Consider the following 24,644-nt stretch of genomic DNA (forward strand, 5'->3'; position numbering starts at 1 on the left):
CGTTTCACTGCGAGATCCCGTAGACGTCGTCCGACCAGTCCCTCGCTCCCGTGTCATAACAGGGCTGATCGCGGTCGATCCCGTCCAGCCGACGGCGGTCCTCCTCGTCGAGTTCCCGATCGACCACCGAGAGGTTCTCGCGGACGTGCTCGGCCGAGGAGGACTTGGGCAGGACGACGACGTCGTTCTCGATCGCCCAGCGAAGGGCGATCTGAGCGGGCGACGTGTCGTACTGCTGTGCGATCTCCCCGATCACCTCGTCATCGAAGACGTTCGTCCGGGCCAGCGGCGCGGCGGCCTCGATGACCGTCTCGGTCTCCCGGCAGTACTCGACGAGGTCGGGCCGTTGGAACCAGGGATGGAACTCGATCTGATTGACGGCGATGGGGACCTTCGAGACGTGCTGGGCGGCGCTGAGCTGGTAGGCGCTGAAGTTCGAGACGCCGACGTTCCGAACCAGTCCCCGCTCGTGGAGTCGTGCCATCCCGTTCAGGGTCTCGCGCAGCGAGATCGCGGGGTTGGGCCAGTGGATTAGGTACAGATCGAGGTAGTCGGTCCCCAGCCGGTCCAGCGAGGCCTCACAGGCCTCGATGACGGATTCGTACGCGAGGTTCGACGGGAGTACTTTGGAGGTGAGAAAGACGTCCTCGCGGTCGTAGTCGGCCAGCACGCCGCCGATCTCGGCCTCGTTCATGTAGCCCTCGGCAGTGTCGACGTGTCTGTAGCCGGCGTCGAGGGCTGCGCGCACGGATTCCTCGACGGTTTCACCCGCGATGTCCCAGGTCCCGAGGCCGACGGTCGGGATTTGATCGCCGCTCGGCAGCGTGTGTGTCGGAACGGTCATCGAATCGTGTAGAGGGGACGCACGGATCCACTTAATGGTTCAGGGGGTCGCGACCGGGGGCGAGACGGAAACCTACCGCCCGCTTCGAACTTCAGACGTGTTCACACCAGCGCTCGGTTCCTGCGAGCAGGTCCTTGATGGCGGTACACTGCGCTTTTGCCGTCTGATCGCCGAGTTCGGGTTTCCGGTCCGAGACGCAGGACTCCCAAGTGTCGCCGATCCCCTTCCAGTACTCTAGGACGCTCTACGGTCCCAGCCGTCGGAAAGTGCAGTGACGGTTCGACTCTCCTCGTCGCGACGAGCGCATCCGACAGGCCGTCGTCGCTCATGGCGGGACGAGAAGTGGACCGGAAAAAATCGTACGCGGCGGCTCAGTCAGCGCTCGCGGGCGTGCGCGTGACCTCGATCTCGCCGCGGTCGATCTCGGCTTCGAGTTCGCGGACGGCCTGCACCATGTTCTCCATCTTGCCGTAGGCCACCTCGCGGGGCAGGAGCTTCAGTCCGCAGTCCGGCGAAACAGTCAGCCGATCCGCAGGTACGACTTCGAGCCCCTTCTTGATGTTCTCCTTGATCTCGGCGACCGACTCGACCTCGGCGACGTGGACGTCCGTGACGCCAAGCGCGAGGTTGCCCGTGAACTCAGTCTCCTTGAACACGTCGAGCTGTTCGTAATCACCGTTCGCGAGTTCCAGGTCGTACTCGTCGACCGGATATTCGAGGATCTCGGGGTAGATTCTGGAGTAATCGCCGTAACAGACGTGCAGCCCGAGATAGACGTCCTCGTGGATCTCCTCGGCGATGCGTTCGAGACACTCGCCGACGATCGCGTGGTCGTCGGGCGTAGTCGCCAGTGCGGGCTCGTCGATCTGGATGTAGCGCGCGCCCGCATCGACGAGCTTCTCGATCTCCTCGTTGACGAGGTCGGCCAGGTCGTAGGCCAGTTCCTCCTCGGTGTCATAGGCCTCGTTGAACGACCAGTTCGCGAGCGTGTAGGGCCCCGTGATCGGGACCTTGACCGGGCGGTCGGTCAGACCGGCGGCGAACTCGTACTCCTCTACTAACCAGCTCTCGTCGTAGCTGACCTCGCTGGTCACGGAGGGTTTGTCGAAGTAGTTGTGTCCCCAGACCTTGACAGGTCCATTAAATTCGTAGCCGTCGATCCGGTGGGCGAAGAACTCGACCATCTCGTTTCTCCGGACCTCGCCGTCGACGAGCACGTCCAGGCCTGCTCGCTCGTGTTCATCGGTGATGACCCGGGCGGCGTCGTCGGTCGCCTCCGCCCAGTCCTCGTCGTCGAAGCTCGCCTCCTCGTCCTCCCAGAGGTCCCGGACCCGGTGGAGCCACTTGGGTTTGGGGTAGCTCCCCACCACGGTCGTCATGATGAACGTCTCGTTGTCGTGGTCCGGCCGGCGGAACTGTTCTCGATTGCTCATGCCGTCACCTCCTCACGGGCCGCGACCTCGCCCAGTGCCGCGAGCTTCTCCTTGTACTTGTTCTCGGGCAGGTAGAACAGTTCGGTGTTGGTGGTCACGTAGGTCGTCTCGAACTCCTCGGCGGGCAGGCGCTCGCCGATCCAGTCGATCCGTTCGGAAATCGTCTCGGGGCTTTCTACCAGTGTGTTCTGGCCGTCGAGCAGGCCCAGCGCGATCGAATCCTTGGTGCCGTACTCCTGAATGTTATAGAGATTGTCCTCGACGTCGCTGACGAAGTCGTAGCCCACGGCGTCGATGTCGGCGTCGAGCAGGTGGGCGTGAACCTTCTCTTCGAGCGCCCCCCAGTAGGTGTGGACGATCACATCGGCGTCGGTCGCCGCGGCCACGCGGGAAATCGCCTCGCTTGCCCGTTCGTCCTCGCCGTCGTTCGGTGAGTTCTCGACCAGCGACGGTTCGAGCAGGAACAGCGTCTCGTGGGACGGGAACGCCTCGACCTCGCCGGCGAGGAAGTCCGCGATCGCGTCGAGGAAATCGCCCTCCCGGTAGTGCTCGTTGCTCGCCAGATCCGCAAGCGAGTACGGACCCGGAAGCACGGCTTGCAGCGAGTCCGTGAACTCGCTGGCCGATTCGAGCTCGCGGGCGACGTCGCCACTTGCGGTCAGTTCGCCGGTCACGACGGGGTCGCGGTAGAAGTTGTTGTTATCGTAGTACCGGACGATCCCGCGGGTCTCGACGCTCTCGTGGACCGCAAGCGGGTGGGCAAGCATGTCGTCCCATCGAGCCTGCCCCTCGGTGACGAGGTCGAGGCCGGCCTCGTGCTGGTCGACAACGAACTCCTCGCGAACGTCGTCGTAGGTCGCAGTGATCGCCTCGCCCTCGTCGCCGCCTATCAGATCGTGTTTCTGGTGGCCCTTCAGACTCGAAAGCGAGTCCTTTGCCCAGTCCGGAAGCGGGTACAGCCCCGGGGTCGTCGTGACTACGGTCATCTGCTCGGCGCTTGGTGATGCGACTGTTTAATATTTCCCATTCTGATTAATACCTACGAGTAATCTTCCGTGGTGTACTCTTCGATTCGATCGGGCTGACAGTTAGCGTTCCAGACGGAGGATCGACAGCACCTCGAAGGGGAACGACTTCTCGGCGACGACGCTTGCCTCGAACCCCCGGTCGTTGGCGTACGCCACGACCGCGTCGAAATCCGTGAGGCTGCTGACGAGCAACAGGACGATCCCACTGGGTGCGAGAACCCGTCCCACCTCGTCCAGAAACGGCTCGATCACTGCCCGACCCGACTGGCCTCCGGACAGCGCGACCTCCATCCAGTCGTCCCACTCGTTTTCGGGGTCGGTCGGCAGGTAGGGCGGGTTGAACGCCACGGCGTCGAAGACGTTCGAGGCGAAGGGAGCGAGCAGGTCGCCTCGAACCGTTTCGAGGCCGCGCTCGCGGGCTCGTCTGCAGGCGTGGGGGTTGAGGTCCGAGGCGATCACGCGTGCGCCGGTCTCCGCGATTCGCGCGCCGACGTGGCCCGAGCCGGTGCCACAGTCGAGTACGGCCCAGTTCGGTTCGACGATTCGAGCCGCGGCCCCGGCCAGCAGCTCCGAGTCCTCGGCGGCCCCGTAGACCTCGGTTTCGATCCCACGGCGGTCGGCGAGGTCGCGGCTCACCGCTCGCCCCCGTCGGCTTCCGCCGACTCGGGTCGCGAGAGGGGAGCGGCCGCGTCGATCCGATTCGAACGTTTGCACCGGAAGAACGGACTGAATCTTCCCTCCCAACGGTCCGATCCGGCGGTCACCTCGATCGTCGGCTGGTTCGCACGCCGGTGCCTGACGAGGAGGGCGTTACTCACTCGGCGCCCCCCGTTCTCGTGCCAGTTCACAGAGCGCAGCGAACTCCGCCGGCGCGAGCGTCCCGGCACGTCGACTCATCAACTCCTCGTCCGCGGCCTCAACGACGGCGTCGGGATCCGAGATCTCGGAGATGTGGCCCGTGTTGCGGATGGCGTTTCTGAGGGTTTTGCGCCGCTGGGTGAACAGCGCCTTGACGAACCGCAGGAAAAACGCCTCGTCGGCGACGGTGTACTCGGGCGAGCGGGGCCGGGCGCGAACCACCGCACTCTCGACGGCCGGCGACGGGGAAAACGCTTCTTTGGGGACCGTCTCGACGATCTCGCAGTCGGCGTAGTGCTGGGCCGATACCGACAGCCGACCGTATTCGGGGGTGTTCGGCGCTGCGACCATCCGCTCTGCGAACTCCTTTTGAAACATCAGTACGAGCGGCCGGTTCTGGGGAAACAGCCGGAAGGCGATCTGGCTGGAGACGCCGTACGGGAGGTTCGAGACGCTGGCCGAAAAGTCGGGCAGCGAAACCTCGAGCGCGTCGCCCTCGACGATCTCCACTCGTCCGGCGTCGATCTCGGGGGCGAACTCCTCGCGGAGAAAGGAGACGAATGCGGGATCGCGCTCGATCGCGGTGACCCGATCGGCTACCCGACAGAGCCGGTCGGTCAGCGCGCCGGGACCCGCACCGATTTCGAGAACGTGCGAGCAGTCGGCGTCGATCTCGCTCGCGTAGTCGGGAAGGCGATCGAGCACGCGGTCGTCGATCAGGAAGTGTTGATCCGCGTTGGGATCGCCACGAACTCCGGCGCGAGCGAGCAGGCCGTCCGGATCTCTCATTTCGCAGGCGTAGACGACCGGTCAGTGTAAACCTCTCGTTGTTGTCCGGAAGACGCGTCGATCGGGGACGGTTCGAGTCGATCGTTCGCGATAGCTCGGTCGGTCACACCTCCCCGCGAACGAACAGTCGGTATTTGAGGTCGTCCTCGCGCAGCTCCTCAAGGATGCGCTCGGCGAGGATGCCCTTCGGGTCGTGAAGCCCTGTGACCCGCTCGTCGATCTCCTCGAAGCTCTCGAAGGGCTGGCGCTTTCGCTCGTCGAGGATCGTGTTTCTGAGCTTCTTCCCGATACCGGGCAGCAAATTGAGCTGATGGAGGCGAAGGGTGATCGGCTGGGCGTCGTTGTAGATGGCGACGAACCGTTGTTCTTCGTCCTCGATGAGGTCCTCGATGACGTATTCGAGCTCGGAGCGTGCGCCGCTCGAGAGGGCCTCGTAGTCAATCGAGCGGACGCGTTCGACGCCGTTCGGGGAGTCCTCGATATCCAGCCAGTCGCCGATCTTGATACCCGAATCGTCGGTGAGGGTGAGTTCGGAGAGAGTGAACTGTTCGCTGTCGAGGGCGAACGCGAGCGGCGGTTTCTGGTAGCCCGGCCGATCGTCGTCGGCGCGACCGTGGGGGAGATAATCGAGGACGATCGCCTCCCCATCGTGGTCTGCGTCGCTCTCGCTCATGGCGATTGCTACGCGAAGTGGCCACTTAAAGAGTCGGCCGTCTACGCGTACTGCGAGACGACGTTCAGGATCTCGTCGAGTTCGTCGCCCGAAAGCGAGTAGCGCTCCTGGGCGTACACGGATCGCAACTCGTCGCGGTCCCGCGGCAGGAGATCCGCAATCTTGTAGGCGGTTGCCTCCGTGACTTTCTCGAGTTCCGCGAGGTCCGAGACGAGCGCCCGGGCGTCCTCCGGCGAGAGGACCGTAAACCGGTTGACGTGCTCGATCGAGCGCGCGAGCTCGTAGCGCATCTCACGGTCCGGATCGGCGGCTCGATCGGCTTCGACCTCGGCCAACAGGGTCTTGGCCTCGGAAACAGTGAGGAACTCCTCGCCGACGACCTCCTTGAAGATCGTCATTCCTGGGCGCGTAGGTGGGCGGGCTTTGCGATCAGTGTCTTTCGCTTGCCGCCGTCGGTGATCTCGACCTTGTAGGCGGTTCCCTGTTTACCGGCGACGACGCCGGTGTGGCCGTTGAATCGGGGATGGAAGCGTCCCTTGGCAACGCTCGGGTCGATCTTGAGGTGGACGCGCTGGCCCTCCTCGTAGCTGGCGACGGCGCGCTGTGGCGGAGAGGTCCCGCGTTCGCGTGGATGGTTCGAGAGCTTCTTGCGTGTGCTGTTGAGGGGTCCGTTTGAACTCGGCATAGTCGTACCGACGAATTACTCCGTGACGGTTATAAATCGTATGATACGCCCGCACCGTTGTTCGCCCGCTCGCGTTCTTGTCCGCCGACGAAAGCGTCCGGACTCGAAAGCCAAGCAGACGGGAGTTCAGCGCCGCCACGGCAGGAATCCCCGATACTCCAATCGGGCTTCGGGAATCGGCCGGACGACCCCGAACCAGATGCGATACGTGATTCTCCCGAGGCTGTTTCCGAGGACGAACGACCACGAGTCAGCGGGATCGTTCGAGTGGAATCGCTGCTGCAGGACCGTCCACCCGAGTGTGAACCCGAGCCGTCGTCGGAGAGTGCTGCGGATACCACCGACGTTTCGGTCGTCTATATACTGGATTCCGACGGCCGAAAGCGTGCCGAAGACGGCCCCCCGAACCGAGAACGAATTCGGTTCCGGTGCGTCGTCGTCAACCTCGGCAGCCGCTCGTTGTACCCGGCGGACGAACACAGCGCCCGACAGACCGATTAGTCCACTAAGGAGGTCCCAGAGGACGATCCTCGTTTCAGTTCGCATAAATTCTGTTGTGTGGAAGCTACTCATAGATCTACCGACCAGCGACCGACGACAAGAGTAATCGGCCCCGCCACTCGACAGGAGACATGGACGACTCCGAAAAGCGAATCGAACCACGGATCGAGACCCGCGCGATTCACGCCGGACAGGACCCCGACGAGGAGACCGGTGCGCTGATGACGCCCATCCACGCCAACTCCACGTACGTTCAGGACGCCCCGGGCGAACATCGGGGCTACGAGTATTCCCGTACTGGGAACCCCACCCGCACCGACCTGGAGGAAAACCTCGCTTCCTTGGAGGGCGGGGAGTTCGGGCGGGCCTTCTCCTCGGGGATGGGCGCGATCAACACCGTGATGAACCTGCTCGAATCTGGCGATCACGTCGTCACCGGCGAGGACGTCTACGGCGGAACCCACCGCATTTTCACGCGGGTCTACGAGGAGTACGACATCGAGTTCACGTTCGTGGACATGACCGACCTCTCTGAGATCGAGTCGGCCTTTCGGGACACCACCGAGTTGCTCTGGCTCGAAACGCCTACGAACCCCCTGATGAGCATCGTCGACATCGAGGGCGCAAGCGAGATCGCACGCGAACACGACGCGCTCTGTGCCATCGACAACACCTTCGCCACGCCGTACCTCCAGCGCCCGCTCGAACTCGGTGCGGACATCGTCTGTCACTCGCTGACGAAGTACCTCGGCGGACACTCGGACGTGGTTGCCGGCGCGCTCGTGACAAACGACGCGGAGCTCGACGAACGACTAGGGTTCTATCAGAACTCGGTGGGCGCAACGCCCGGCCCCTTCGACTGCTTTCTGGTTCTCCGTGGCACCAAAACCCTGCCCGTCAGAATGGACCGCCACTGCGAGAACGCCCGAAAGATTGCGAACTGGCTCGCGGATCACTCCGACGTCGAGCGGGTGTTCTACCCCGGTCTCGATTCCCATCCCGGCCACGAAATCGCCGTCGAACAGATGGACGACTTCGGCGGGATGCTGAGCTTCGAACTCGATGGCTCCTTGGAGCAGGCCAGCGCACTGGTTTCGGAAACCGAGATCTTCACGCTTGCCGAGAGTCTGGGCGGCGTCGAGAGCCTGATCGAACAGCCCGCGCCGATGACCCACGCGGCGATCCCTCGTGAGGAGCGGATCGCGGCGGGACTGACCGACGGCCTGATTCGGGTGAGCGTCGGCATCGAGAGCGTCGAGGACCAGATCGCGGATCTGGAGCAGGCGATCGACACCGCTACGAACTGAGTGTCGTCCACGATGGGGCGGTGGCCTCGCTCAGCGGCCGCCGAATCGGCGGCCGCTGAGCGAACGGGGAAAGGCTGGTCCCCGAAAAGTGGCGCGGAATCCCGCGCCACGACCTCCCGGACCTGGTGGTTATAGAAAACCGGAGGTTTTCCGGAGCCGAAAAGACCGCGAAGGGTCTCCCCTTGGACATGAAAAGGGCGAGCAGGGCGAGGTTGCGGAGCAACCTCGCGTGCGAACGGGACGCTTCACGTCCCGTGAGTGATGCCTCTCAAGGCCGAGTGAGGGCTTTCAGATGCGACCGACGTTCTCGACTTCGACGCTTTCGACGCCCTCGACCTCCGAGAAGCTCTCCTCGACGGCCTCCGTACCACCGGCGTCGTCGGGGACGATCACGGTCGGGAGCAGCGCGACCAGTCCGAACGCGACGTCATCACGTTCGAAGCCGTTGATCTTCGCACCCTCGGGAAGCGCCCCCTCCAGTCGGTCCTGAAGTTCGTCGAGGTCGATCTCCGGATCCTGGGGCATGACCTTGAGCTTGGCAGCGACCTTTCCCATCGTTATGGCCCCGTGAAGCCACAGTCGGGACATTTATACAGGTTGCTCTGCTTGCGGCATTTCGCACAGCGATAGATCTGGGATCCGCAGTCGGGGCACTTGAATCGGGCGGCGTTGGTCCCCGAGATGTTGATCCCGCACGAGACGCATTGTCGCGCCTCTTGTTGCTGGGATTGGCTCATGAATTGCCCTTTCGTCGCGTTGCTTTTAACCGTTGTCGTTCGAGGTTGCGAAACCAGTTCGAACGGGGCCCACGACAGCGAGGTCGCATACGTGTAGACGAACGTGACGTTGTCATCGAAACTGAATGCTGCGTCAGATTCCGTAGTAGAACAGTGCGATCGGTCCGATCAACACCCCCATCAGGTGGACTCGATTCGCGCCGAAACGCACGGGGATGAAGCCGACGATCGCGCTCACGGAGAACACGACGATCCCGATCGCGCCCGCGAAGACGTACGAGAGGACCACGAGCAACGCGAGAATGACGAGACAGAGCTTCATGTAATCGAGGGTGCTGATCACACGGAGATACCAGTCGCCGACGACCAACACGAGGACGAACCCGATCGCAGCGGCGATAGCGACGGCCGAAAGGAGCACAGGAAGGTTCAGCGGTACCTCGGCGCGTTCGACGGCGACGAGCACACCCGTTCGTGGCGCGCCGAGCGCGACGAACGCGAACAGCGCGAAGATCGTATTGGCCGTGTTCACGCCACTGGTCGCGATCACGAATCCGCGATCCCCGCTCGATCCGGGGAGCGCCAGCAGCGCGAGGACGGCCGCGATGGCACTGGAAACGCCGGGCAGGTAGCCCACGACCGCACCCGCGAGCGCACCGGCCGCCGCCGGCAGCAACACTGCCTGCCGCGGGATCGTAATGGTATCGACGGTCTGCTCGGGAATCCCCGATCCACCCATCGCGTCGATCAGGATCGGCGCGCCGAACAGCCCCGCGAAGAGCGGCGCGAGGATGTCGCCATACAGTGGCGCCGCGGGGTCGAGATCGAGCGCCGTGGTTCCCAACAGGGCGCTGGTTCCGAAGGCCAGCAGCCCGCCGACGAGTCCCGAGAGTGTAGTTTCGGTGAGGAGCATGATCACGACCACACACCCGAGAACCAGCGGCATGTGCTCGACGAGCGTGGGCCAGAGTTCGACCATCACTAGCGTCACCGGAACCGCGAGCGGGACGGCGAACACCACTGCCAGCGCGCTGCCCATCGCCGAGAGCCGCAACGCCTCGTAGCCCCGCCCGTCGAGTACGAGACGATGCCCGGGAAGGGCCGCCACCGCCATCTCCGCGTCGGGCACTCCAAGAGCCAGCGCCGGCACCACGTCGAGAAAGGTGTGGACGACGCCGGCGGACAGCATTGCGGCGCCGACCAACAGTGGTGGGCCCGGCATGAGGGGCGCCATTCCGGCCAGGATCAGCGCGAAGTTGTTCGCGTGCAGCCCCGGCGTGAGTCCACTCAGCGTACCCAACAGCGCGCCGCCCAGCACGAACGCCAGCGATTGCAGGGCGAAGGCGGGATCGAGCGAGACGGAAATGCCGGGATCCACGCACCTTCTGGAACCGTACTCCTATTTGAACGTCCGGGATGAGACGCACGGTTACGCGGTCGCTACTCGCCGGAAAATAAACGGAAAGAACTGATCGTCGAGGCGTCTAACCGAACAGCTGGCCGAGACCCTCGCCGCCGTCGCCCTCGTCCTCGTCGTCTTCTTCCTCTTCCGCTTCGGCCGCTTCTTCGGCTTCTTCCTCGTCGCCCTCGTCGGCTGCCTCGCTCTCGCCGCCCGCGGCGGCACCGCCCGAGGCCCCGCCCGCTGCGGGGACCGCGGCGGCCTGCTCGACGGCCTCGTTGATGTCGACGTCCTCGAGCGCGGCGACGAGCGCCTTCACTCGGGACTCCTCGACGTCGGTGCCGGCGGCCTCAAGGACGCTGGTCAGGTTGTCTTCGTTGATCTCTTCGCCGGTCTCGTTCAGGATGAGTGCTGCGTAAACGTATTCCATTGTAAGTATCTCCTCGTTATCCGAACATCGCTCCGAGCCCGTCGCCACCCGAGTCGTCGTCATCGTCGTCGTCCTCGGGTTCGGCGTCGGCCTCGTCTTCGTCAGGCTGTTCTTCCTCGTCCGCATCCGCGTCGGCGTCCTCCTCGGCGGGAGCCGCGGGCGCTTCGACGCCGCGCAGCTCCTCGGGAAGGGCCTCCTCGTCGTCGATCTGTGCGGCAAGGGCGCGCACCTGCGCGTCGGCCTTGCTCACGAGATCGGGTGCGAGATCGGGGCTCTCGATGGCGGCCTGCAGGCCGAGGCTTTTGGCCTCGCCCGTGGCCTTCGAGAGCAGGTTGGGTGCGGTCTGGGTCGTCGGGTAGACGGCGTTGATCGAGAGGTTCCGTGCGCTCGCGGCGGCGGCCTCGAAGTCCGCACGGTACTCGTCGACGTCGATAGCGAGGTCCTCGGGATCGAAGAGGATGCCCTCGCTGTAGACGGATCGAAGGTCGAGACCGACCTCCTTGGGCTCGATACCCAGTTCCGAGAGGACGTTCGCGAGGTCCTGTGAGACCTCCTCGCCCTCCGAGAGGACCTGCGAGTCCTCGGTGACGTGGATCGAGCCGTCCTGGATCCGCGCGGCGGCTCCGACCTGCTGGAGTTCGCCAACGAACGGACCGGGATCCACACCCGTATCCCCTTCGGGGATGACGATGTCGTTCGGGGCGACCTCGCCGGCACCGATGGGTGCGGGCGATTTCGACTCCTCGAGCTGTTTGTACAGCCCGAAGGGGTTGTCGTTGGTCCCGATAACGCCGACCTGCCCCGCGACGTGTTCGGTGAGGTCGTCGAGTCCATCGCCGACGTCCTCGAGCGCGCGGGTGAGCAGCGTGTTTCGGCTGACCCGCAGCTCCGCGCTACCGTGGAGATCACGGCGCATGTTCTGGAGCTGGCGGCTCGGAATGCCGGCGATGTTGACGACGCCGACGCTCGCATACGAATCGAGCATCTCGACGAGTTCGTCGACCTCCTCGCGCTTCCACTCGGGGAGGTTCTGGGTCTTGCGTTCGCCTTCGGCTTGTGCGCTCATCTAGGCCACCTCCACGGCCGGCCCCATCGTCGTCTTGACGTAGACCGAATCGATGTTGAGCGGGCCCTTCTCCAGGTCGCCGTACAGTCGACGCAGAATCGTGTCGATGTTGTCGCCGATCTCCTCGGCGGACATCTCCTCGCTGCCGACGAGCGCGTGGAACGTACGTCGGTCACGACTGCGGAGCTGTACCGTGTTTTTCATCCGGTTGACGGTCTCGACGACGTCCTCGTCGGGCTGGAGTGGCGTCGGCATCTTCCCGCGGGGGCCGAGCACCTGCCCGAGTGATGCACCGATGGTGGGCATCATCGAGGCTTCGGCGATGAAGAAGTCTGTTTCGTCGGCGAGGTCTTTCGCGGCGTCCTGGTCGTCGCCCAGATCGTCGAGGTCATCACTAGAGAAGACCTCGTCGGCGACTTCCTCGGCTCGGACGGCGGTTTCGCCCTCGGCGAAGACGACGATACGCGTGTCCTGTCCCGTTCCCGAGGGAAGGACAATGCTCTCGTCGACGCGGTTCGACGGATCGTTGAGATCGAGATCGCGCAGGTTGATCGCGAGGTCGACCGTTTCGCGGAAGTTCCGCTCCGGTCGGTCCTCGAGTGCGCGAGTGACTGCTTGTTCTATGTCCTGATCTGCCATTGTTCACCTCCGTAGTACGACTGCGAGTCTGCTACGGTGTGAAACAGGCCGTACCTGTCTCGGCTGAAAGAAGTGGAATTGGCAACTTAAACCCGTCGAACCGTAATCGCACACCGGCCGAAAACGCTTCCCGCGGGCCTCGGTAACGGGTGGTATGAGCGCTCCCCCGTTGCTCGCTGCGTGCGCGCTCGCGGCAGTCCACGTGCTTGCCGGTCGGCTCCGTGGCCTCGACCGGATCCCCCGTAGTCGGTGGCTCTCCTTCGGCGGTGGGGTCTCCGTCGCGTACGTCTTCGTCCATATGCTACCCGAACTGAACGAACACCAGCGTGCGTTCGGGAACGTAGTCCCCCTCGCGGGATTCCTCGATCATCACGTCTACCTCGTTTCCCTCGCCGGATTCGTCGCGTTCTACGGGCTCGAACGCCTCGCCCAGCGCTCCCCCGACGACGAGGGTCGAGCCACCCGCGTCTTCCGGATTCACGTCGGTTCCTTCGGCTGTTACAACTGTCTCGTCGGCTACCTCCTCGTCCACCGTATCGAACCCGGCGTCGAGTCGCTACTGCTCTTCACCGCGGCGATGACGCTTCACTTCCTCGTCAACGACTACGGGCTCCGTCACCACCACGAGGGGAGCTACCACCGCGTCGGCCGATGGGTGCTCGCGGGTGGCGTGTTGGTCGGTTGGGCGCTCGGGACGACGGTGACGCTCGACGAGATCGTACTCGCCGTTCCGGTCGGGTTTCTCGGTGGCGGGGTCGTACTCAACGTCATCAAAGAGGAACTGCCCGCCGAACGCGAGAGCCGTTTTTGTGCCTTCTCCCTCGGAACGGCGGGCTACGCCGCCCTGCTACTCGCGATCTAAATCACTCCTCGGCGTCGATTTCGAGCTCGTCGTCGCCGCGCGTCCATTCCATCTCGATCTCAAACTCGCGTTCGTCCTCGTCGTCCTCGAGTTCGACCTCGAACTCCACGGTCTCGGCGGGGTCGACATCGACCTCGATGTCGCCGAGAACCACGGTGAAGGCCTCCTCCGAACGCAGTCCGTCCGCGATCTCCTCGAAGTAGGTCGCGGCTTCCTCCCGAGTCAACTCGGCTTCGTGTTCGATTTCTCCGGCCATAGCACCTGCTATGTCACGCGGATAGCGGGTAAAACTGTCGCCCTCAGGCCGCGACTTCCTCGGCGAACTGGTCGTCGTACTCGCCCGAGTCGAGGCGCTCCTTGAACTCGCGGGGGTTCTCGCCCTCGATGGTGACGCCAAGCGAGGTGCAGGTCCCGACGACCTCCTTTGCGGCGCCCTTCAGATCGTAGGCCAGCAGGTCGGGCAGCTTCTGCTCTGCGATCTGTTTCACTTGGTCGACCGAGAGGTCCGCGACGAAGTCCTTCTGGGGTTCGCCGCTACCGGTGTCGAAGCCGGCTTCGTCCTTGATCAGCGCCGCCGTTGGCGGGACGCCGACGTCGATCTCGAAGGAGCCGTCGTCCTCGTAGGTGATCGTCACGGGGACTTCGGTGCCGTCGAAGGCCTCGGTCTGGTCGTTGATCTCCTGAACGACGGCCTGTACGTCTACGGGGGTAGGTCCGAGCTCGGGACCGAGCGGTGGGCCGGGGGTGGCCTCGCCGCCCGGAACGAGCGCTTCGATCGTTCCAGCCATACCCCAAGGAACCGCGGCGCGAGTGTTAAGCCTTGCTAACTCGCTCAGCTCGTTCTCGACGGCGTTCCGACGGCGTGTTGACGGTTCGGATCACTGGATCGTCAGTCCGTGCCGGGAGAGATAGGCGTTGACGGCCTTGATCTCGACGGGGCTACCGATGATCCGGACGCTGCCGGATTCTTCAACGATCGTCACGGTAAACGCCGAGTCGACCTCCTCGCGGATCCCGTCGAGCGCGGCCCGCGGAAGCACGATCTGGGTGCTATCTCGAAGCCGTGACGGGTCGGGCATCGTACAATTTTACCGATACAATCGAGTGATATCAACCTATCGAAGTCCGGTCCGAACGCCCATATACAGGGTCGCAGACGGCCGAGTCGCCCCCGACGGGGCGACCCAACGGTGTAAACGGAAAGGGTTTTTCGACTCAGGAAGCCAGTATCGACCAATGGGACTGGAAGAGGACATCGAGGCGATCGAAGAGGAGATCGCCTCGACGCCGTACAACAAGTCGACCGAGGCCCACATCGGCCGGCTGAAGGCGAAACTCGCCGACAAGAAGGAGAAACTCGAAAACCAGTCCTCCGCCGGCGGCGGCAGCGGCTACGCCGTCGAGAAGACCGGCGACGCCACCGTTGCCCTGGTGGGCTTTCCGAGCGTCGGCAAATCCACCCTGCTGAACGCCCTGACCAACGCCGAAAGCGAGGTCGGCTCCTACGAGTTCACCACCCTCAACGTCAACCCCGGAATGCTGCAGTACCGCGGCGCGAACATCCAGATCATGGACGTTCCGGGGCTGATCGAAGGGGCCGCGAGCGGCCGGGGTGGCGGCCAGGAAGTCCTCTCGGTCGTGCGCGCGGCGGACCTCGTCGTCTTCATGCTCTCGGTATTCGAGATCGACCAGTACGAACGCCTCCGTGAGGAGCTCTATGCGAACAAGGTGCGCCTCGACACGGAGCCGCCGAGCCTCTCGGTGATCAAGAAGGGGCGAGGCGGGATCCGCGTGACCACCAGCGGCGATCCGGGCCTCCCGAAGGACGTGATCAAGGAGGTGCTTCGCGAAAACGGCTACGTCAACGCGAACGTCACGGTTCGAGAGGAACTCGACGTGGATCGCCTGATCGACTCGATCATGGAAAACAGGGTGTATCTCCCCTCGATCGTGACGGTCAACAAGGCCGACCTGATCGACCGAGACTACTTAGAGACCGTCTACGAGGACCTCCGGGCACACGATCTCGACCCCGAGGAGGTAACGTTCATCTCCGCCGAGGAGGAGAGGGGCCTCGACGGCCTCAAGGAGCGTATCTGGCAAACGCTCGGGCTGATGCGGATCTACATGGACAAGCCCGGCCGCGGGGTCGACTACGAGGAGCCGTTGATCCTCGAAGAAGGTAGCGACATCGAGGACGCGATGGAGAAACTCGGCGGGGAGTTCGAGGAGCGCTTCCGGTTCGCCCGTGTTTCCGGCCCGAGCGCGAAACACGACGAACAGCAGGTCGGCACCGACCACGAACTCGCCGACGAGGACGTCGTGAAGTTCATCCTCCGCCGGTAGTCCGATCGGCCATGGCCGGGTTTTTTGTCGACTTTCGTCGAACGTTCCGGGCATGTCCATCTCCGCATTCGGTGCGCTCTCGCTCGTCCCGCCACTCTTGGCGATCGTGCTCGCGATCGCGAGCCGGCGACCGGTCCCGGCACTCTTCGTCGGGGTCTGGTCGGGAGGGCTCATTTACACGTTCGGTGACAGCGTCGGCTACGCGTCGTCGCTGACGGGCGGGATGCCCGTCCTCGACGAGGGACTGGCCGTTCTCGTCGCCGTCTTTCTGGGGTTCGCTCAGGCCGTCCAGTGGATCGTCGAGTCGATCGGCGACGACACGTTCCACGCCCAGATCCTGTTGTTCACGATCCTGCTTGGGTCGGGCGTCGCGCTGATCTGGCAGCTCGGCGGCTCGCTCGCGGTCAGGCGGGCCGTCGCCGACCGCCTCGACACCCGGCGAAAGGTCGGGATCACGGCGTGGGCGCTCGGGCTGTTGATGTTCTTCGACGACTACGCCAACACCGCCATCGTCGGCAGCGTGATGAAGGACCTCTCGGATCAGCTGCGTGTCTCCCGCGAGAAGCTCTCGTACATCGTGGACTCGACCGCCGCGCCGGTCGCGACGCTTGGCCTCTCGAACTGGGTCGCCTTCCAGATCGGGATGGTCCAGGAGGGCTACGAGATCGCCGGGATCGCCGCCGACGCCCCCTCGGCGTTCGCGACCTACGTCGGGTCGATCCCCTACAACGTCTACTCGATCTTCGCGATCCTCATGGTGGCGTTGATCGTCCTGAGCGGCCGGGATTTCGGCGAGATGCTCGCGGCCGAGCATCGCTCGGTCCGCACGGGACGGCTCACCCGCGAGGGCGCGACCCCGATGCAGGCCATCGAGAGCGAACTCGGCGAGCCGAGCACCGACGAGCCGATGTTGCGCAGCTTCGCGATCCCCGTCGTCGCGCTGGTCGTCACCGCGATCGCGGGGGCGCTCCTCAGCGGCTACGCGCCCGGCGCGTCGGCGCTCGACGTCCTCGACGGGGCCGACTGGGGCGCGGCGCTGCTATGGGGGGCGTTCGCGATGGTCTTCGCGGCGCTTGCGGTCGGTTTTTACTACCGGATCTTCTCGCTCGAAACCGGAATCGAGGGCGTCATCGACGGCTTCTCGATCATGCTCACCGCCGTGACGATCCTGGTTCTCGCGTGGGCGATCAGCACGGTCGCCGAGGTACTCGAAACGGGCGTCTACGTCGCCGGGATCGCCGAAGGCGTCGTCTCGCCGGCCCTGCTGCCGGTGGTCGTGCTCTTCACCGCGGCGTTCATCTCCTTTTCGATGGGATCGTCGTGGGCGACGATGGGCGTGTTGACCCCGATCGCGATCTCGGTGGCGTGGGAGCTTACGGGGAGCTACGAATTGATGCCCGTGATCGTCGGCGCGGTGTTCTCGGGGGCGATCTTCGGCGACCACACCTCGCCCATCTCGGATACGACGGTCCTCTCGGCGACGTTTACGGGTGCAGATCTGATCGACCACGTCCGTACTCAGATCTACTACGCCGGCACCGTCGTCGTCGTCACGACGGTCTGTTATCTCCTCTACGGCTACCTCGGCCTCCCGCCGCTGTTCTACCTCCCGATCGGCCTGCTGTTGCTCGTCGCGCTCGTCTACGGGCTCTCCGAGCTCGACGGGCGCCGACAGGGGCTCTCGCCGACGGTATCGTCCTCCTCGGGAGGTGGAGACGATCCCCCGACCGGGGACTGATCGGGCCGGGACTTACCTGTGCGGTCGAACGAAGGGGACGACCGACGCCGTGAGTTCCGCGATGATCGCGATCCGAATGATATACGAGAGGAGGACGGCCAACGGCGCGAAACCGGCCATCCCGGCGAGCAGCGCGAACGCCTCCGGATACGGTGGAGCGGTCATGAACACGAACAGGATGCCGACGAGTGCCACCTCGGCGGGGCCGCCGACGTACAGGAGCATCCGCGAGAGTCGCGGGAGCTCGCGCTGAATGTACAGCGTCCGGAAGTACTGGCGGCTGACGTCGATCAGCACGAGGTGATCGTGAAGCACTGATAGGCGATGGTCGATCGACGCCGGTAGCGAGCCGCCGTTTCGCAGCCGGTCGACCGTCCGGATGTGGGACCCGTAATCAACGTACAGCGCACGGACGAGCGCCTCGAACGGGCGAACGTCGTCGTCCTTGACGACGGTGTCGACGGTCTCGACGGTCTCGATGACTTCCTCGACGAGCGCCGCGAGTCGCTGTCGGTCCCGCTCGTCGAGCCTAGTCGCGTCGAGGTCGATTCCCCGTGCCACTTCGAGGGTGCTCGTCAGGACCACGTCGAGGAACCTCGGTGCCGTGATCGGCAGTGCGGTCTCGCCGGTCGTCTCGGCGACCCGCTCGCGGAACTCCGCGACGTCCTCGATCGTTCCGAGGCGCTCGCCGGGTGTGACGAGTTCCCGCGAAAGGACGAGCTGATCGATCGCGATGACGATCGAGATGAGGGCGAGGTTCCCCGCAATGAGGCCGCTCATGGCTGAGAACGCCGGCTCGGCGTCGGCGATCGGGCCGAACAGTTCGAGACAGAGCGCGAAGGCGATCGTCGCAGACAGGAGGAGGACGCCCGCGACCATCCGGCGACTTCCATCGAGGAGAACCCAGCGCGAGAGCGCGCCGATGTACCCTCTGACCGTCTCACCATGGGGTGTGGCCGGCTCGACGGGTTCGTCCATTCTCTACTCGCTTACGAGCGCGCGATAAAAACCCGTCGAAGCGCGTGATATCGCGGGCTGTGCGCTTCGCGACCGGTTCGACTATACTGTTCGAGACGAATTCCCGCGTATGTCCCGCGGTGTCGGTGAGTTCGAGCTCATTCAGGGAGCGATCCCCGACTCGATCGCGATACTGTTCGCGTTGCTCACCCAGTTGGGCGACATCTGGTTCGTGACGGTGCTGTTTCTGGTTCTCGCGGTCCGGTACGACGGGCCCGATCGGGATCGGATCGTCGCCGCGGGCGGCCTGGTGATCGGTGCAATAGCTCTCGTTCTGATCGCCAAGGAGGTCTTCGCGCTGCCCCGTCCCGACCGGCCGTTAGTCGCACTCGAAGCGCTTCCGGCACTGTACCGGCCGATCTACTCGCTGACCGGCTACGCTAGCGGCTACGGCTTTCCGAGCGGTCACGCCGTCGTCTCGACGGCGGTGTATCTCTCGTTGGCGACGGTGCTACCGGTGAGCACGCGGCGGCGTCGCTACACCGCTGCGACGGTGCTCATCGCCGTCGTGAGCTTCTGCCGGGTCGCGCTCGGCCTTCACTACCTCGTCGACGTGCTCGCGGGGATCGCGCTGAGCGCCGGCTTCGTCCTTCTCGCGTTCCGACTGGTGGCTCGCTACCACACCCCGGAGGCTCGCCGAACCGTCGGACTCGGACTGGGAGCCGCGCTTGGACTCGGGGCCGTCGTCGTGACCGGCGCACACGTCGAGGCGCTCGCGCTGTTCGCGGTCGCGGCCGGGTTCTTCGGCCTCTCGTGGCGGATCGACCGGCCACGGGTTACCGCGTAGACCCGGCAAGGCGGCAATACCGTCGGCTCTCGGTACCGTTTTGACCCTCGGCGGCGTTGGCCCGAGTATGGGAGCGACGCTCGACCACGTCATGATGCGCGTCTCGGACCTGGAGGAATCGCTCGAATGGTACGGCGAGCATCTGGGCTACGAGGAGAAGGACCGCTGGGAGGCCGATACGTTCACTAACGTCTACCTCGGCCCCGAGGAGCTCGGCGAGGACGGCGCGATGCTCGAACTCACCCACAACCACGACGGCGGCCCCGAGGAGGTAGGTGACGCGTGGGGCCACATCGCGGTACGGGTCCCCGACGGCGAACTCGAGGACTACTACGAGCAGCTCATGGACGAGGGCGTCGAGGACTATCGTGACCCCGACTCGTGTGGCGGCCGGTACGCGTTCGTCAAGGACCCCGACGGCCACGAGATCGAGATCGTGAAACGCGACATCGAGCAGGGCGCGCTCTGGTCGATCGACCACACCATGATCCGCGTCGAGGACGCCGACGAGGCGCTCGGCTGGTACACCCGGAAGTTCGAGTACGAACACACGGGCCGCTGGGAGGCCGACTCCTTTGCGAACTACTTCCTGAAACCCGAGGGCGCAAGCGACGAGGCGATGCAGCTCGAACTCACCTACAACTACGGCGACAACACCTACGATCTCGGTGATGCGTGGGGCCACCTCTGTGTGCGGGCCGACGACCTCAACGAGTTCTGGGACGACCTCATGACCCGGGACGCCCCGGACTACCGCGACCCCGAGTCCTGTGACAACGAGTACGCGTTCACGAAGGACATGGACGACCACGAGATCGAGATCATCGAGCGCGACCCGAACAGCGAGTCGCTGTTCCCCGAGTAATCCACTGCGCGGCGGCTTTTTGGAGGGGATTTTTGCGTGAGCGAGTGGCGGAGCCACGAGCGAACGGAAAAAGGTCCACACCGAAACGCCACCCCTTTTATCGCGTCGGGAGTTCCGAGGAGTAGTGACGCTTCGCGAGATCCTCGTCGCGATCGCCGCCGGGGTCGTCCAGGGGCTCGTCGAGTGGCTCCCGATCTCGAGTTCGGGCAACCTCTCGCTGTTTCTGACCGCGCTCGGCACCTCGCCCGAGATCGCCGTCCGGCTCGCGCTGTTCCTCCAGATGGGCACCACCCTCTCGGCGGCGCTCTACTACCGCGAGACGATCGCCGAGGCCGTCCTGGCCGCTCCCGGCTGGCGACCCCGAGCCGCCTTTTCGGACTCCAACGCCGAGACCTCCTTCATACTGGTCGCGACCGCGATGACCGGGTTCGTGGGGATCCCGATCTACGTCGCGCTCATCGACGCCGCAAGCGAACTCACCGGCGGCGCGTTCGTCGCGTTGATCGGCGCCCTGTTGATCGTGACCGGGCTGATCGAACGCGCCTCCGAGCGCGTCGAGCTCGGCGAACGCGGAACGCCCTCGCTCGTGGACGCGATCATCGTCGGCGCGTTCCAGGGCGTGACGATCCTGCCGGGCGTCTCGCGGTCGGGGACCACCGCGAGCGTGCTCCTGTTCCGGGGCTACGAGGGGCCTGCGGCGTTTCGCCTCTCCTTTCTCCTGTCGATCCCCGCGGGAATCGGCGCCGGTCTGCTCATCCTCGTCGACGAGGGGTTGCCGACGACAGGAATAGAGGCGCTCGTCGCACTCGGCGTGAGCGCGGTCGTCGGCTACGTGATGATCGACGCGATCATGCGCGTCGTCCACGAGGTCGAGTTCTGGATCGTCTGTGTCGCTCTCGGCGGGCTGGCCGTCCTCGGCGGTGGGCTAACGGCGGTGCTCTGAGAGGGCGAGGGCGCCGAGTAACACGACCGCGCCGAGGGTCGCACCGGCCGCGTTGGTCGCCATGTCGAGGATGCTGAACGACCGGTAGGGGACCGGGTACTGGAGACACTCGATCAGCGCGCCGTAGACGCTCGCACCACAGACACCCGTGAGGAGCGCTCGGAGCCGTCCTCCCGCCGGAAATGCCGCATGGCCGACCGTGCCCGCGAGGGCGGCATAGCCGACGAAGTGGAACAGGAGGCTAGTCGGAATCCCGCCGCCCTCCTCGGGAACCGACCCGGGGATCGGGATCATCGAGACGACGAGGATCGCGGCGGCGACGACCGCGACGGCGATCCACCGGTTCGTGCGCCTCATTCGAGCGGCGCGAGCTCGGCCGGTGCGTCCGCGAACGTCCGCAACGCCTCCGCCTCGATGTGATGGAGGTCACCGGGCACGACCAGCAGGTGCAGCGGCCCGCCGAACTCCCGGTCCGCGAGCGCCGAGAGGGCGTCGGCCGCGACGATCGGATCGGGACTGCCGGCCCGACAGACCGCGACCGCGAGCGTCTCGGGATACTCGGCCGAGAGCAGCTCGGCGGCGACGTCGGCAGTCATGTAGTCCCCGCGCTCCTGCTTTATGTCGAGGTAGACGAGGGTGTGCAGACCCCGCTCACGGTTGTCGTCGATCGTGTTCGTGACGCTCGCGGGCAGGTCCTCCGCGCCGTGGGCATAGGGAAACGGCAGGGTCGTCGCCGAGCCGAAGCGATAGTTCTGGAGGCCGGTCAGCGAACTTGCGGCGGCCTCGGCGGTCGTACCGTGGACGATCCGGGTGTCGATTCCCCGGTCGGCGGCTCGGAGCCGCAGGTCGACGTGAGTGGTCGAAACCATTGGATCGCCCACGACCAGGAAGGCGACGTCCTCGCGTTCGGCTGCCGCGAGCATCTCCTCGGGGTCCTGTTCGACGCCCGCCCGGTCCCGAAGCTCGATCTCGATACCGTGTTCGGCTTCGAGGGTATCGACGTCCGTACCGATCAGACGGCTGGTGTACTGTTCCATGAACGCGCGGTCCGCTCTTCGAAGGGTATCGCGGCCCTCGACGGTGATCGAGCGCTCGTCGTAGAGGCCGAGACCGATGAACGTGAGCATACGCGGAGTCGGGAGGCCGACGGGTTAAGCGGCGCGTTCGAGCGAAGCGCCAACGGTAAATCGGCCGGCCGATAGGCTCCGGTATGGAGGTTCCGTGCGTCCGCGTTCCGCGCGAGGAGGGCGAGGCGACGCGTCGCGATTTGGCCGAGGCCGACCTGATCGCCGATGATCGCGAGATACGTGTCAAGGACGGCTGGCTCTACATCCCCGTCGTCGATTCCGAGGCGGTACCCGCCGGACTCGCGGTCGTTTCCCGCGAAGTCCCCGTTCGCGAGACCCAGACGACGCCCGCGGACCTGCTGGGATTCGACCCGTCCTACGAGCGCATCGGCGACGTCGCCCTGCTCGACGAGGACGACCCCGAGCGCGCCGACCGGATCGCCCGCGCGATCGTCGAGTCGGATCTCCCCGTCGGGACGGTGCTGAACAAGGCCTCGAAGGTCAAGGGCGAGACGCGCGTGCGCGACTGGGAACTGCTTGCGGGCGAGGGCACTGAGACGGTGCACCGCGAGTACGGCTTCGAGTACGCGCTCGATCTCGCTACGGTCTACTTCTCGCCGCGCCTCGCGACGGAACGCCACCGCGTGACCGAGCAGATAGTCGACGATGAGAATGAGCGCGTTTTTGATATGTTCGCCGGGGTCGGCCCGTTCGTGATCCCCGCGGCGGCCCGCGGTGCCAAAGCGGTCGGCGTCGACGTCAACGGGCGCGCGATCGAGTACCTCCACGAGAACGCCGGGCGAAACGGCGTCACGGATCGGGTAACGGCGATCCACGGCGATGTGAGGGAGGTCGCAACCGAGTTCGAGGGACGGGCCGATCGGATCGTGATGAACCTCCCACACAGCGCCGACGAGTTCCTCGCTACCGCCGTCTCGGTCGCCGGTGAGGAGTGTACGATCCACTACTACGACATCCAGCATGACCAGGACCCGTTCGGACCGAGCGAGAAAGCGATCCGCGATGCCGCCTCGGAGGCGGGATACGACGTCGAAATCCTGACACGCCACGTCGTGCGTTCCTACGCGCCCCACGAGCTGAACGTCTGTCTCGACGTCCGCCTCTCGCGGGCGTGATTCACAACGCTTAAACCGGTCTTGGCGGTTAGATACGGACGCGTCCGAAGTGCCATCGGCCGGTGTAGCTCAGCTGGCAGAGCGATTCCTTCGTAAGGAATAGGCCGAGGGTTCAAATCCCTCCACCGGCTTCCTTTCCGTTTTCGTCGCCGAAGAACCGGTTTGTCTGTCAGTTCCGATTTAGTGACTACGTAGCTATCTATACTGGGCGTCTCGATACGGACTGCACGTGTCGGTGTAGTGTCCGATACGCCGCGGTCCTGTTTCGTTTTTCAGATCCGCTCTCCACGGCCGGGGCTCTCCGCCCGTCTAATGAGTACCGACAGTTAGTTATCGAACGGAAATATAACCAACGCGAGTACACCATGACGGACACCGAAGGCCGAATCCCGACGACGCATATCGGAAGCCTCCCTCGCCCGCCGGAGCTACTTGAACTCCTCAGGGCGCGCCAGAACAGCGAGCACGTCGACGAGGAGGAGTGGAGCGCGACCGTCGCGGACGCCACGCGAACCGTCGTCGAGCGCCAGACCGACGTCGGACTCGATTTCATCAACAACGGCGAGCAGTCCCGCGTCTCGTTCAACTGGTACGTCGCCGACCGGCTCAGCGGGATCGACGGGAAGCGCGAGCAGGAGCTCTGGGCGGACCTCCAGGAGTTCCCCGACTACGCCGAGGAGACGTTCAAAACGGACGTCATCGACCTCTCGATGCACCCCGTCGTCACCGGCCCGATCGAGTACACCGGCCACGACGAGGCCGAGGCCGAGCTCGAGGGATTCGACGACGCGCTCACGGCCGTCGATGCCGAGGCCGAGGGGACGTTCATGACCTCGGCGTCACCCAGCGTCGTCACCGCCACGCACGTCGACGACTACTACGGTGACTACGAGGAGTACCTCTTCGCGGTCGCCGATGCGATGGCCGAGGAATACGAAATCGTCGCTGACGCCGGAATTTCCCTTCAGATCGACGCGCCCGAACTCCTCACGGTCGGTCAGACGGCGGCCTACGCTGACGAATCCCTCGAGGAGATCAAGGGCGCCACCCGCCTCCACGTCGAGGCGCTCAACGAGGCATTGTCGAACGTCCCCGAAGAGCAGGTCCGGCTTCACACCTGCTGGGGAAGCTACGAGGGGCCCCACCACCTCGACACGGACCTCGTCGAGATGCTCCCGGAGATCTACGAGGCCGACATCTCGGGGTTGAGCGTCGAGCAGGCCAACCCTCGCCACCAGCACGAGTATCGCGCGTTCGCCGAACAGCCCCTGCCCGAGGGGTGGACGCTACTGCCGGGCGTCGTCGACGTGAAAACGAACGTCATCGACCACCCCGAAACGATCGCGGATCGACTCGAACGCGTCGCCGAGGCCGTCGACGACTCGACGCCGCTGGTCGCCGCGCCCGACTGCGGGTTCGGAACGCAGGCCGGCATCGGAATGGTCGACCCCGAGATCGCGTGGGCGAAACTCGAGGCGCTCGTCGAGGGCGCCG

Annotated in this window: 32 protein-coding genes and 1 tRNA gene; 11 read left to right on the plus strand and 22 right to left on the minus strand. The window is 64.8% G+C overall.

The genetic code is table 11. From position 1 onward, the window contains the following. Nucleotides 1-4: 4 nt before the first annotated feature. Nucleotides 5-844: an aldo/keto reductase gene (locus EAO80_RS11225; RefSeq protein WP_122089979.1), complete on the minus strand. Its 840-nt coding sequence runs from the start codon at nucleotides 842-844 to the stop codon at nucleotides 5-7. A gap of 34 nt (nucleotides 845-878) precedes the next feature. On the opposite strand from EAO80_RS11225, the gene EAO80_RS11230 reads away from it, so the two are divergent. Then, nucleotides 879-1,082 carry a hypothetical protein gene (locus EAO80_RS11230; RefSeq protein ID WP_122089980.1) on the plus strand — a complete coding sequence of 68 codons (204 nt, stop codon included), beginning with the start codon at nucleotides 879-881 and terminating at the stop codon, nucleotides 1,080-1,082. A 133-nt stretch (nucleotides 1,083-1,215) separates the two neighbouring features. Here EAO80_RS11230 and EAO80_RS11235 read toward each other — a convergent pair whose 3' ends face one another. The 9 genes from EAO80_RS11235 to EAO80_RS11275 all read right to left on the minus strand — a co-directional run bounded on the left by EAO80_RS11235 (nucleotide 1,216) and on the right by EAO80_RS11275 (nucleotide 6,856). Then, nucleotides 1,216-2,277: a methionine synthase gene (locus EAO80_RS11235; RefSeq protein ID WP_122089981.1), complete on the minus strand. Its 1,062-nt coding sequence runs from the start codon at nucleotides 2,275-2,277 to the stop codon at nucleotides 1,216-1,218. Then, entirely contained in the window at nucleotides 2,274-3,263 is a 990-nt protein-coding gene (locus EAO80_RS11240; protein ID WP_122089982.1) for a 5-methyltetrahydropteroyltriglutamate--homocysteine methyltransferase, read from the minus strand. Before EAO80_RS11240 ends, EAO80_RS11235 begins: the two co-directional genes overlap by 4 nt. 102 nt (nucleotides 3,264-3,365) lie before the next feature. Then, nucleotides 3,366-3,941, minus strand: coding sequence for a HemK2/MTQ2 family protein methyltransferase (locus EAO80_RS11245; RefSeq protein WP_122089983.1), 576 nt, complete (start codon nucleotides 3,939-3,941; stop codon nucleotides 3,366-3,368). Beyond that, nucleotides 3,938-4,123 carry a hypothetical protein gene (locus EAO80_RS11250; protein WP_122089984.1) on the minus strand — a complete coding sequence of 62 codons (186 nt, stop codon included), beginning with the start codon at nucleotides 4,121-4,123 and terminating at the stop codon, nucleotides 3,938-3,940. Before EAO80_RS11250 ends, EAO80_RS11245 begins: the two co-directional genes overlap by 4 nt. Then, nucleotides 4,116-4,952, minus strand: coding sequence for a 16S ribosomal RNA methyltransferase A (locus EAO80_RS11255; protein WP_122089985.1), 837 nt, complete (start codon nucleotides 4,950-4,952; stop codon nucleotides 4,116-4,118). Before EAO80_RS11255 ends, EAO80_RS11250 begins: the two co-directional genes overlap by 8 nt. Nucleotides 4,953-5,055: 103 nt before the next feature. Further along, nucleotides 5,056-5,625, minus strand: a complete 570-nt coding sequence (locus EAO80_RS11260; RefSeq protein WP_122089986.1) for a DUF655 domain-containing protein — start codon at nucleotides 5,623-5,625, stop codon at nucleotides 5,056-5,058. Between the two features lie 41 nt (nucleotides 5,626-5,666). Next, a complete protein-coding gene (locus EAO80_RS11265; protein ID WP_122089987.1) occupies nucleotides 5,667-6,023 on the minus strand; it encodes an RNA polymerase Rpb4 family protein in 357 nt (118 codons plus the stop codon). Beyond that, a complete protein-coding gene (locus tag EAO80_RS11270; protein WP_122089988.1) occupies nucleotides 6,020-6,310 on the minus strand; it encodes a 50S ribosomal protein L21e in 291 nt (96 codons plus the stop codon). The genes EAO80_RS11265 and EAO80_RS11270 overlap by 4 nt, the downstream gene beginning before the upstream one ends. Nucleotides 6,311-6,436: 126 nt before the next feature. Continuing rightward, the gene (locus EAO80_RS11275) at nucleotides 6,437-6,856 is read right to left on the minus strand and encodes a hypothetical protein (RefSeq protein WP_122089989.1); all 420 of its coding nucleotides are present in this window, start codon (nucleotides 6,854-6,856) and stop codon (nucleotides 6,437-6,439) included. Between the two features lie 86 nt (nucleotides 6,857-6,942). Between EAO80_RS11275 and EAO80_RS11280 the strand changes: the two genes are divergently transcribed. Then, entirely contained in the window at nucleotides 6,943-8,118 is a 1,176-nt protein-coding gene (locus EAO80_RS11280) for a cystathionine gamma-synthase (protein WP_122089990.1), read from the plus strand. A 288-nt stretch (nucleotides 8,119-8,406) separates the two neighbouring features. On the opposite strand, the gene EAO80_RS11285 is transcribed toward EAO80_RS11280, so the two are convergent. The 6 genes from EAO80_RS11285 to EAO80_RS11310 all read right to left on the minus strand — a co-directional run bounded on the left by EAO80_RS11285 (nucleotide 8,407) and on the right by EAO80_RS11310 (nucleotide 12,389). Beyond that, nucleotides 8,407-8,673, minus strand: coding sequence for an elongation factor 1-beta (locus EAO80_RS11285; RefSeq protein ID WP_122089991.1), 267 nt, complete (start codon nucleotides 8,671-8,673; stop codon nucleotides 8,407-8,409). A 2-nt stretch (nucleotides 8,674-8,675) separates the two neighbouring features. Further along, nucleotides 8,676-8,855, minus strand: a complete 180-nt coding sequence (locus tag EAO80_RS11290) for an HVO_2753 family zinc finger protein (RefSeq protein ID WP_122089992.1) — start codon at nucleotides 8,853-8,855, stop codon at nucleotides 8,676-8,678. Nucleotides 8,856-8,988: 133 nt separating this feature from the next. Further along, nucleotides 8,989-10,233: a tripartite tricarboxylate transporter permease gene (locus EAO80_RS11295; protein WP_122089993.1), complete on the minus strand. Its 1,245-nt coding sequence runs from the start codon at nucleotides 10,231-10,233 to the stop codon at nucleotides 8,989-8,991. A 106-nt stretch (nucleotides 10,234-10,339) separates the two neighbouring features. Next, nucleotides 10,340-10,684, minus strand: a complete 345-nt coding sequence (gene rpl12p / locus EAO80_RS11300) for a 50S ribosomal protein P1 (protein ID WP_122089994.1) — start codon at nucleotides 10,682-10,684, stop codon at nucleotides 10,340-10,342. Between the two features lie 16 nt (nucleotides 10,685-10,700). Continuing rightward, the gene (locus EAO80_RS11305; protein WP_122089995.1) at nucleotides 10,701-11,750 is read right to left on the minus strand and encodes a 50S ribosomal protein L10; all 1,050 of its coding nucleotides are present in this window, start codon (nucleotides 11,748-11,750) and stop codon (nucleotides 10,701-10,703) included. Then, entirely contained in the window at nucleotides 11,751-12,389 is a 639-nt protein-coding gene (locus EAO80_RS11310; RefSeq protein ID WP_122089996.1) for a 50S ribosomal protein L1, read from the minus strand. Nucleotides 12,390-12,543: 154 nt separating this feature from the next. Here EAO80_RS11310 and EAO80_RS11315 point away from each other — a divergent pair, with 154 nt between their 5' ends. Continuing rightward, a complete protein-coding gene (locus EAO80_RS11315; RefSeq protein WP_122089997.1) occupies nucleotides 12,544-13,251 on the plus strand; it encodes a hypothetical protein in 708 nt (235 codons plus the stop codon). A gap of 1 nt (nucleotide 13,252) precedes the next feature. On the opposite strand, the gene EAO80_RS11320 is transcribed toward EAO80_RS11315, so the two are convergent. From EAO80_RS11320 to EAO80_RS11330, 3 genes are all read right to left on the minus strand, one after another. Beyond that, on the minus strand, nucleotides 13,253-13,507 hold the full coding sequence (locus EAO80_RS11320; protein ID WP_122089998.1) for an amphi-Trp domain-containing protein: 255 nt from the start codon (nucleotides 13,505-13,507) through the stop codon (nucleotides 13,253-13,255). A 43-nt stretch (nucleotides 13,508-13,550) separates the two neighbouring features. Continuing rightward, nucleotides 13,551-14,039 carry a 50S ribosomal protein L11 gene (locus tag EAO80_RS11325; RefSeq protein ID WP_122089999.1) on the minus strand — a complete coding sequence of 163 codons (489 nt, stop codon included), beginning with the start codon at nucleotides 14,037-14,039 and terminating at the stop codon, nucleotides 13,551-13,553. A 90-nt stretch (nucleotides 14,040-14,129) separates the two neighbouring features. Then, a complete protein-coding gene (locus tag EAO80_RS11330; protein ID WP_122090000.1) occupies nucleotides 14,130-14,330 on the minus strand; it encodes a VNG_1110C family protein in 201 nt (66 codons plus the stop codon). A gap of 157 nt (nucleotides 14,331-14,487) precedes the next feature. On the opposite strand from EAO80_RS11330, the gene EAO80_RS11335 reads away from it, so the two are divergent. After that, nucleotides 14,488-15,597, plus strand: coding sequence for an OBG GTPase family GTP-binding protein (locus EAO80_RS11335; RefSeq protein ID WP_122090001.1), 1,110 nt, complete (start codon nucleotides 14,488-14,490; stop codon nucleotides 15,595-15,597). Between the two features lie 58 nt (nucleotides 15,598-15,655). Beyond that, nucleotides 15,656-17,335: a Na+/H+ antiporter NhaC family protein gene (locus EAO80_RS11340; RefSeq protein ID WP_122090011.1), complete on the plus strand. Its 1,680-nt coding sequence runs from the start codon at nucleotides 15,656-15,658 to the stop codon at nucleotides 17,333-17,335. Nucleotides 17,336-17,347: 12 nt separating this feature from the next. Here the strand turns inward: EAO80_RS11340 and EAO80_RS11345 are convergent, their stop codons facing one another. Further along, a complete protein-coding gene (locus tag EAO80_RS11345) occupies nucleotides 17,348-18,313 on the minus strand; it encodes a hypothetical protein (protein ID WP_122090002.1) in 966 nt (321 codons plus the stop codon). Nucleotides 18,314-18,422: 109 nt separating this feature from the next. On the opposite strand from EAO80_RS11345, the gene EAO80_RS11350 reads away from it, so the two are divergent. From EAO80_RS11350 to EAO80_RS11360, 3 genes are all read left to right on the plus strand, one after another. Next, on the plus strand, nucleotides 18,423-19,139 hold the full coding sequence (locus EAO80_RS11350) for a phosphatase PAP2 family protein (protein ID WP_122090003.1): 717 nt from the start codon (nucleotides 18,423-18,425) through the stop codon (nucleotides 19,137-19,139). 67 nt (nucleotides 19,140-19,206) lie between these two features. After that, on the plus strand, nucleotides 19,207-20,004 hold the full coding sequence (locus tag EAO80_RS11355; protein WP_122090004.1) for a VOC family protein: 798 nt from the start codon (nucleotides 19,207-19,209) through the stop codon (nucleotides 20,002-20,004). Nucleotides 20,005-20,128: 124 nt separating this feature from the next. After that, nucleotides 20,129-20,947: an undecaprenyl-diphosphate phosphatase gene (locus EAO80_RS11360; protein WP_122090005.1), complete on the plus strand. Its 819-nt coding sequence runs from the start codon at nucleotides 20,129-20,131 to the stop codon at nucleotides 20,945-20,947. Here the strand turns inward: EAO80_RS11360 and EAO80_RS11365 are convergent. Next, nucleotides 20,930-21,304 carry a VanZ family protein gene (locus tag EAO80_RS11365; RefSeq protein WP_122090006.1) on the minus strand — a complete coding sequence of 125 codons (375 nt, stop codon included), beginning with the start codon at nucleotides 21,302-21,304 and terminating at the stop codon, nucleotides 20,930-20,932. The two genes, EAO80_RS11360 and EAO80_RS11365, sit on opposite strands and share 18 nt — an antisense overlap. Then, on the minus strand, nucleotides 21,301-22,074 hold the full coding sequence (gene dph5, locus EAO80_RS11370) for a diphthine synthase (protein WP_122090007.1): 774 nt from the start codon (nucleotides 22,072-22,074) through the stop codon (nucleotides 21,301-21,303). Before dph5 ends, EAO80_RS11365 begins: the two co-directional genes overlap by 4 nt. Before the next feature lie 83 nt (nucleotides 22,075-22,157). On the opposite strand from dph5, the gene EAO80_RS11375 reads away from it, so the two are divergent. From EAO80_RS11375 to EAO80_RS11385, 3 genes are all read left to right on the plus strand, one after another. Then, nucleotides 22,158-23,150: a class I SAM-dependent methyltransferase gene (locus EAO80_RS11375; RefSeq protein ID WP_122090008.1), complete on the plus strand. Its 993-nt coding sequence runs from the start codon at nucleotides 22,158-22,160 to the stop codon at nucleotides 23,148-23,150. Between the two features lie 58 nt (nucleotides 23,151-23,208). Continuing rightward, nucleotides 23,209-23,281 (plus strand) — tRNA-Thr (locus tag EAO80_RS11380). A 234-nt stretch (nucleotides 23,282-23,515) separates the two neighbouring features. Beyond that, nucleotides 23,516-24,644, plus strand: a 1,129-nt coding sequence (locus EAO80_RS11385; protein WP_122090009.1) for a cobalamin-independent methionine synthase II family protein, incomplete at its 3' end; no start/stop codon positions are given.

This window comes from Halalkalicoccus subterraneus (assembly GCF_003697815.1).
Classification (GTDB): domain Archaea; phylum Halobacteriota; class Halobacteria; order Halobacteriales; family Halalkalicoccaceae; genus Halalkalicoccus; species Halalkalicoccus subterraneus.

Coding starts and splice junctions, on each gene's coding strand:
- EAO80_RS11315 (WP_122089997.1), top strand. CDS start 12,544: ATGAGCGCTCCCCCGTTGCTCGCTGCGTGCGCGCTCGCGGCAGTCCAC.
- rpl12p (WP_122089994.1), bottom strand. CDS start 10,684: ATGGAATACGTTTACGCAGCACTCATCCTGAACGAGACCGGCGAAGAG.
- EAO80_RS11280 (WP_122089990.1), top strand. CDS start 6,943: ATGGACGACTCCGAAAAGCGAATCGAACCACGGATCGAGACCCGCGCG.
- EAO80_RS11310 (WP_122089996.1), bottom strand. CDS start 12,389: ATGGCAGATCAGGACATAGAACAAGCAGTCACTCGCGCACTCGAGGAC.
- EAO80_RS11375 (WP_122090008.1), top strand. CDS start 22,158: ATGGAGGTTCCGTGCGTCCGCGTTCCGCGCGAGGAGGGCGAGGCGACG.
- EAO80_RS11345 (WP_122090002.1), bottom strand. CDS start 18,313: ATGGACGAACCCGTCGAGCCGGCCACACCCCATGGTGAGACGGTCAGA.
- EAO80_RS11285 (WP_122089991.1), bottom strand. CDS start 8,673: ATGGGAAAGGTCGCTGCCAAGCTCAAGGTCATGCCCCAGGATCCGGAG.
- EAO80_RS11260 (WP_122089986.1), bottom strand. CDS start 5,625: ATGAGCGAGAGCGACGCAGACCACGATGGGGAGGCGATCGTCCTCGAT.
- EAO80_RS11225 (WP_122089979.1), bottom strand. CDS start 844: ATGACCGTTCCGACACACACGCTGCCGAGCGGCGATCAAATCCCGACC.
- EAO80_RS11335 (WP_122090001.1), top strand. CDS start 14,488: ATGGGACTGGAAGAGGACATCGAGGCGATCGAAGAGGAGATCGCCTCG.
- EAO80_RS11325 (WP_122089999.1), bottom strand. CDS start 14,039: ATGGCTGGAACGATCGAAGCGCTCGTTCCGGGCGGCGAGGCCACCCCC.
- EAO80_RS11330 (WP_122090000.1), bottom strand. CDS start 14,330: ATGCCCGACCCGTCACGGCTTCGAGATAGCACCCAGATCGTGCTTCCG.
- EAO80_RS11230 (WP_122089980.1), top strand. CDS start 879: ATGGTTCAGGGGGTCGCGACCGGGGGCGAGACGGAAACCTACCGCCCG.
- EAO80_RS11320 (WP_122089998.1), bottom strand. CDS start 13,507: ATGGCCGGAGAAATCGAACACGAAGCCGAGTTGACTCGGGAGGAAGCC.
- EAO80_RS11265 (WP_122089987.1), bottom strand. CDS start 6,023: ATGACGATCTTCAAGGAGGTCGTCGGCGAGGAGTTCCTCACTGTTTCC.
- EAO80_RS11240 (WP_122089982.1), bottom strand. CDS start 3,263: ATGACCGTAGTCACGACGACCCCGGGGCTGTACCCGCTTCCGGACTGG.
- EAO80_RS11275 (WP_122089989.1), bottom strand. CDS start 6,856: ATGCGAACTGAAACGAGGATCGTCCTCTGGGACCTCCTTAGTGGACTA.
- EAO80_RS11350 (WP_122090003.1), top strand. CDS start 18,423: ATGTCCCGCGGTGTCGGTGAGTTCGAGCTCATTCAGGGAGCGATCCCC.
- EAO80_RS11235 (WP_122089981.1), bottom strand. CDS start 2,277: ATGAGCAATCGAGAACAGTTCCGCCGGCCGGACCACGACAACGAGACG.
- EAO80_RS11290 (WP_122089992.1), bottom strand. CDS start 8,855: ATGAGCCAATCCCAGCAACAAGAGGCGCGACAATGCGTCTCGTGCGGG.
- EAO80_RS11355 (WP_122090004.1), top strand. CDS start 19,207: ATGGGAGCGACGCTCGACCACGTCATGATGCGCGTCTCGGACCTGGAG.
- EAO80_RS11270 (WP_122089988.1), bottom strand. CDS start 6,310: ATGCCGAGTTCAAACGGACCCCTCAACAGCACACGCAAGAAGCTCTCG.
- EAO80_RS11365 (WP_122090006.1), bottom strand. CDS start 21,304: ATGAGGCGCACGAACCGGTGGATCGCCGTCGCGGTCGTCGCCGCCGCG.
- EAO80_RS11255 (WP_122089985.1), bottom strand. CDS start 4,952: ATGAGAGATCCGGACGGCCTGCTCGCTCGCGCCGGAGTTCGTGGCGAT.
- EAO80_RS11305 (WP_122089995.1), bottom strand. CDS start 11,750: ATGAGCGCACAAGCCGAAGGCGAACGCAAGACCCAGAACCTCCCCGAG.
- dph5 (WP_122090007.1), bottom strand. CDS start 22,074: ATGCTCACGTTCATCGGTCTCGGCCTCTACGACGAGCGCTCGATCACC.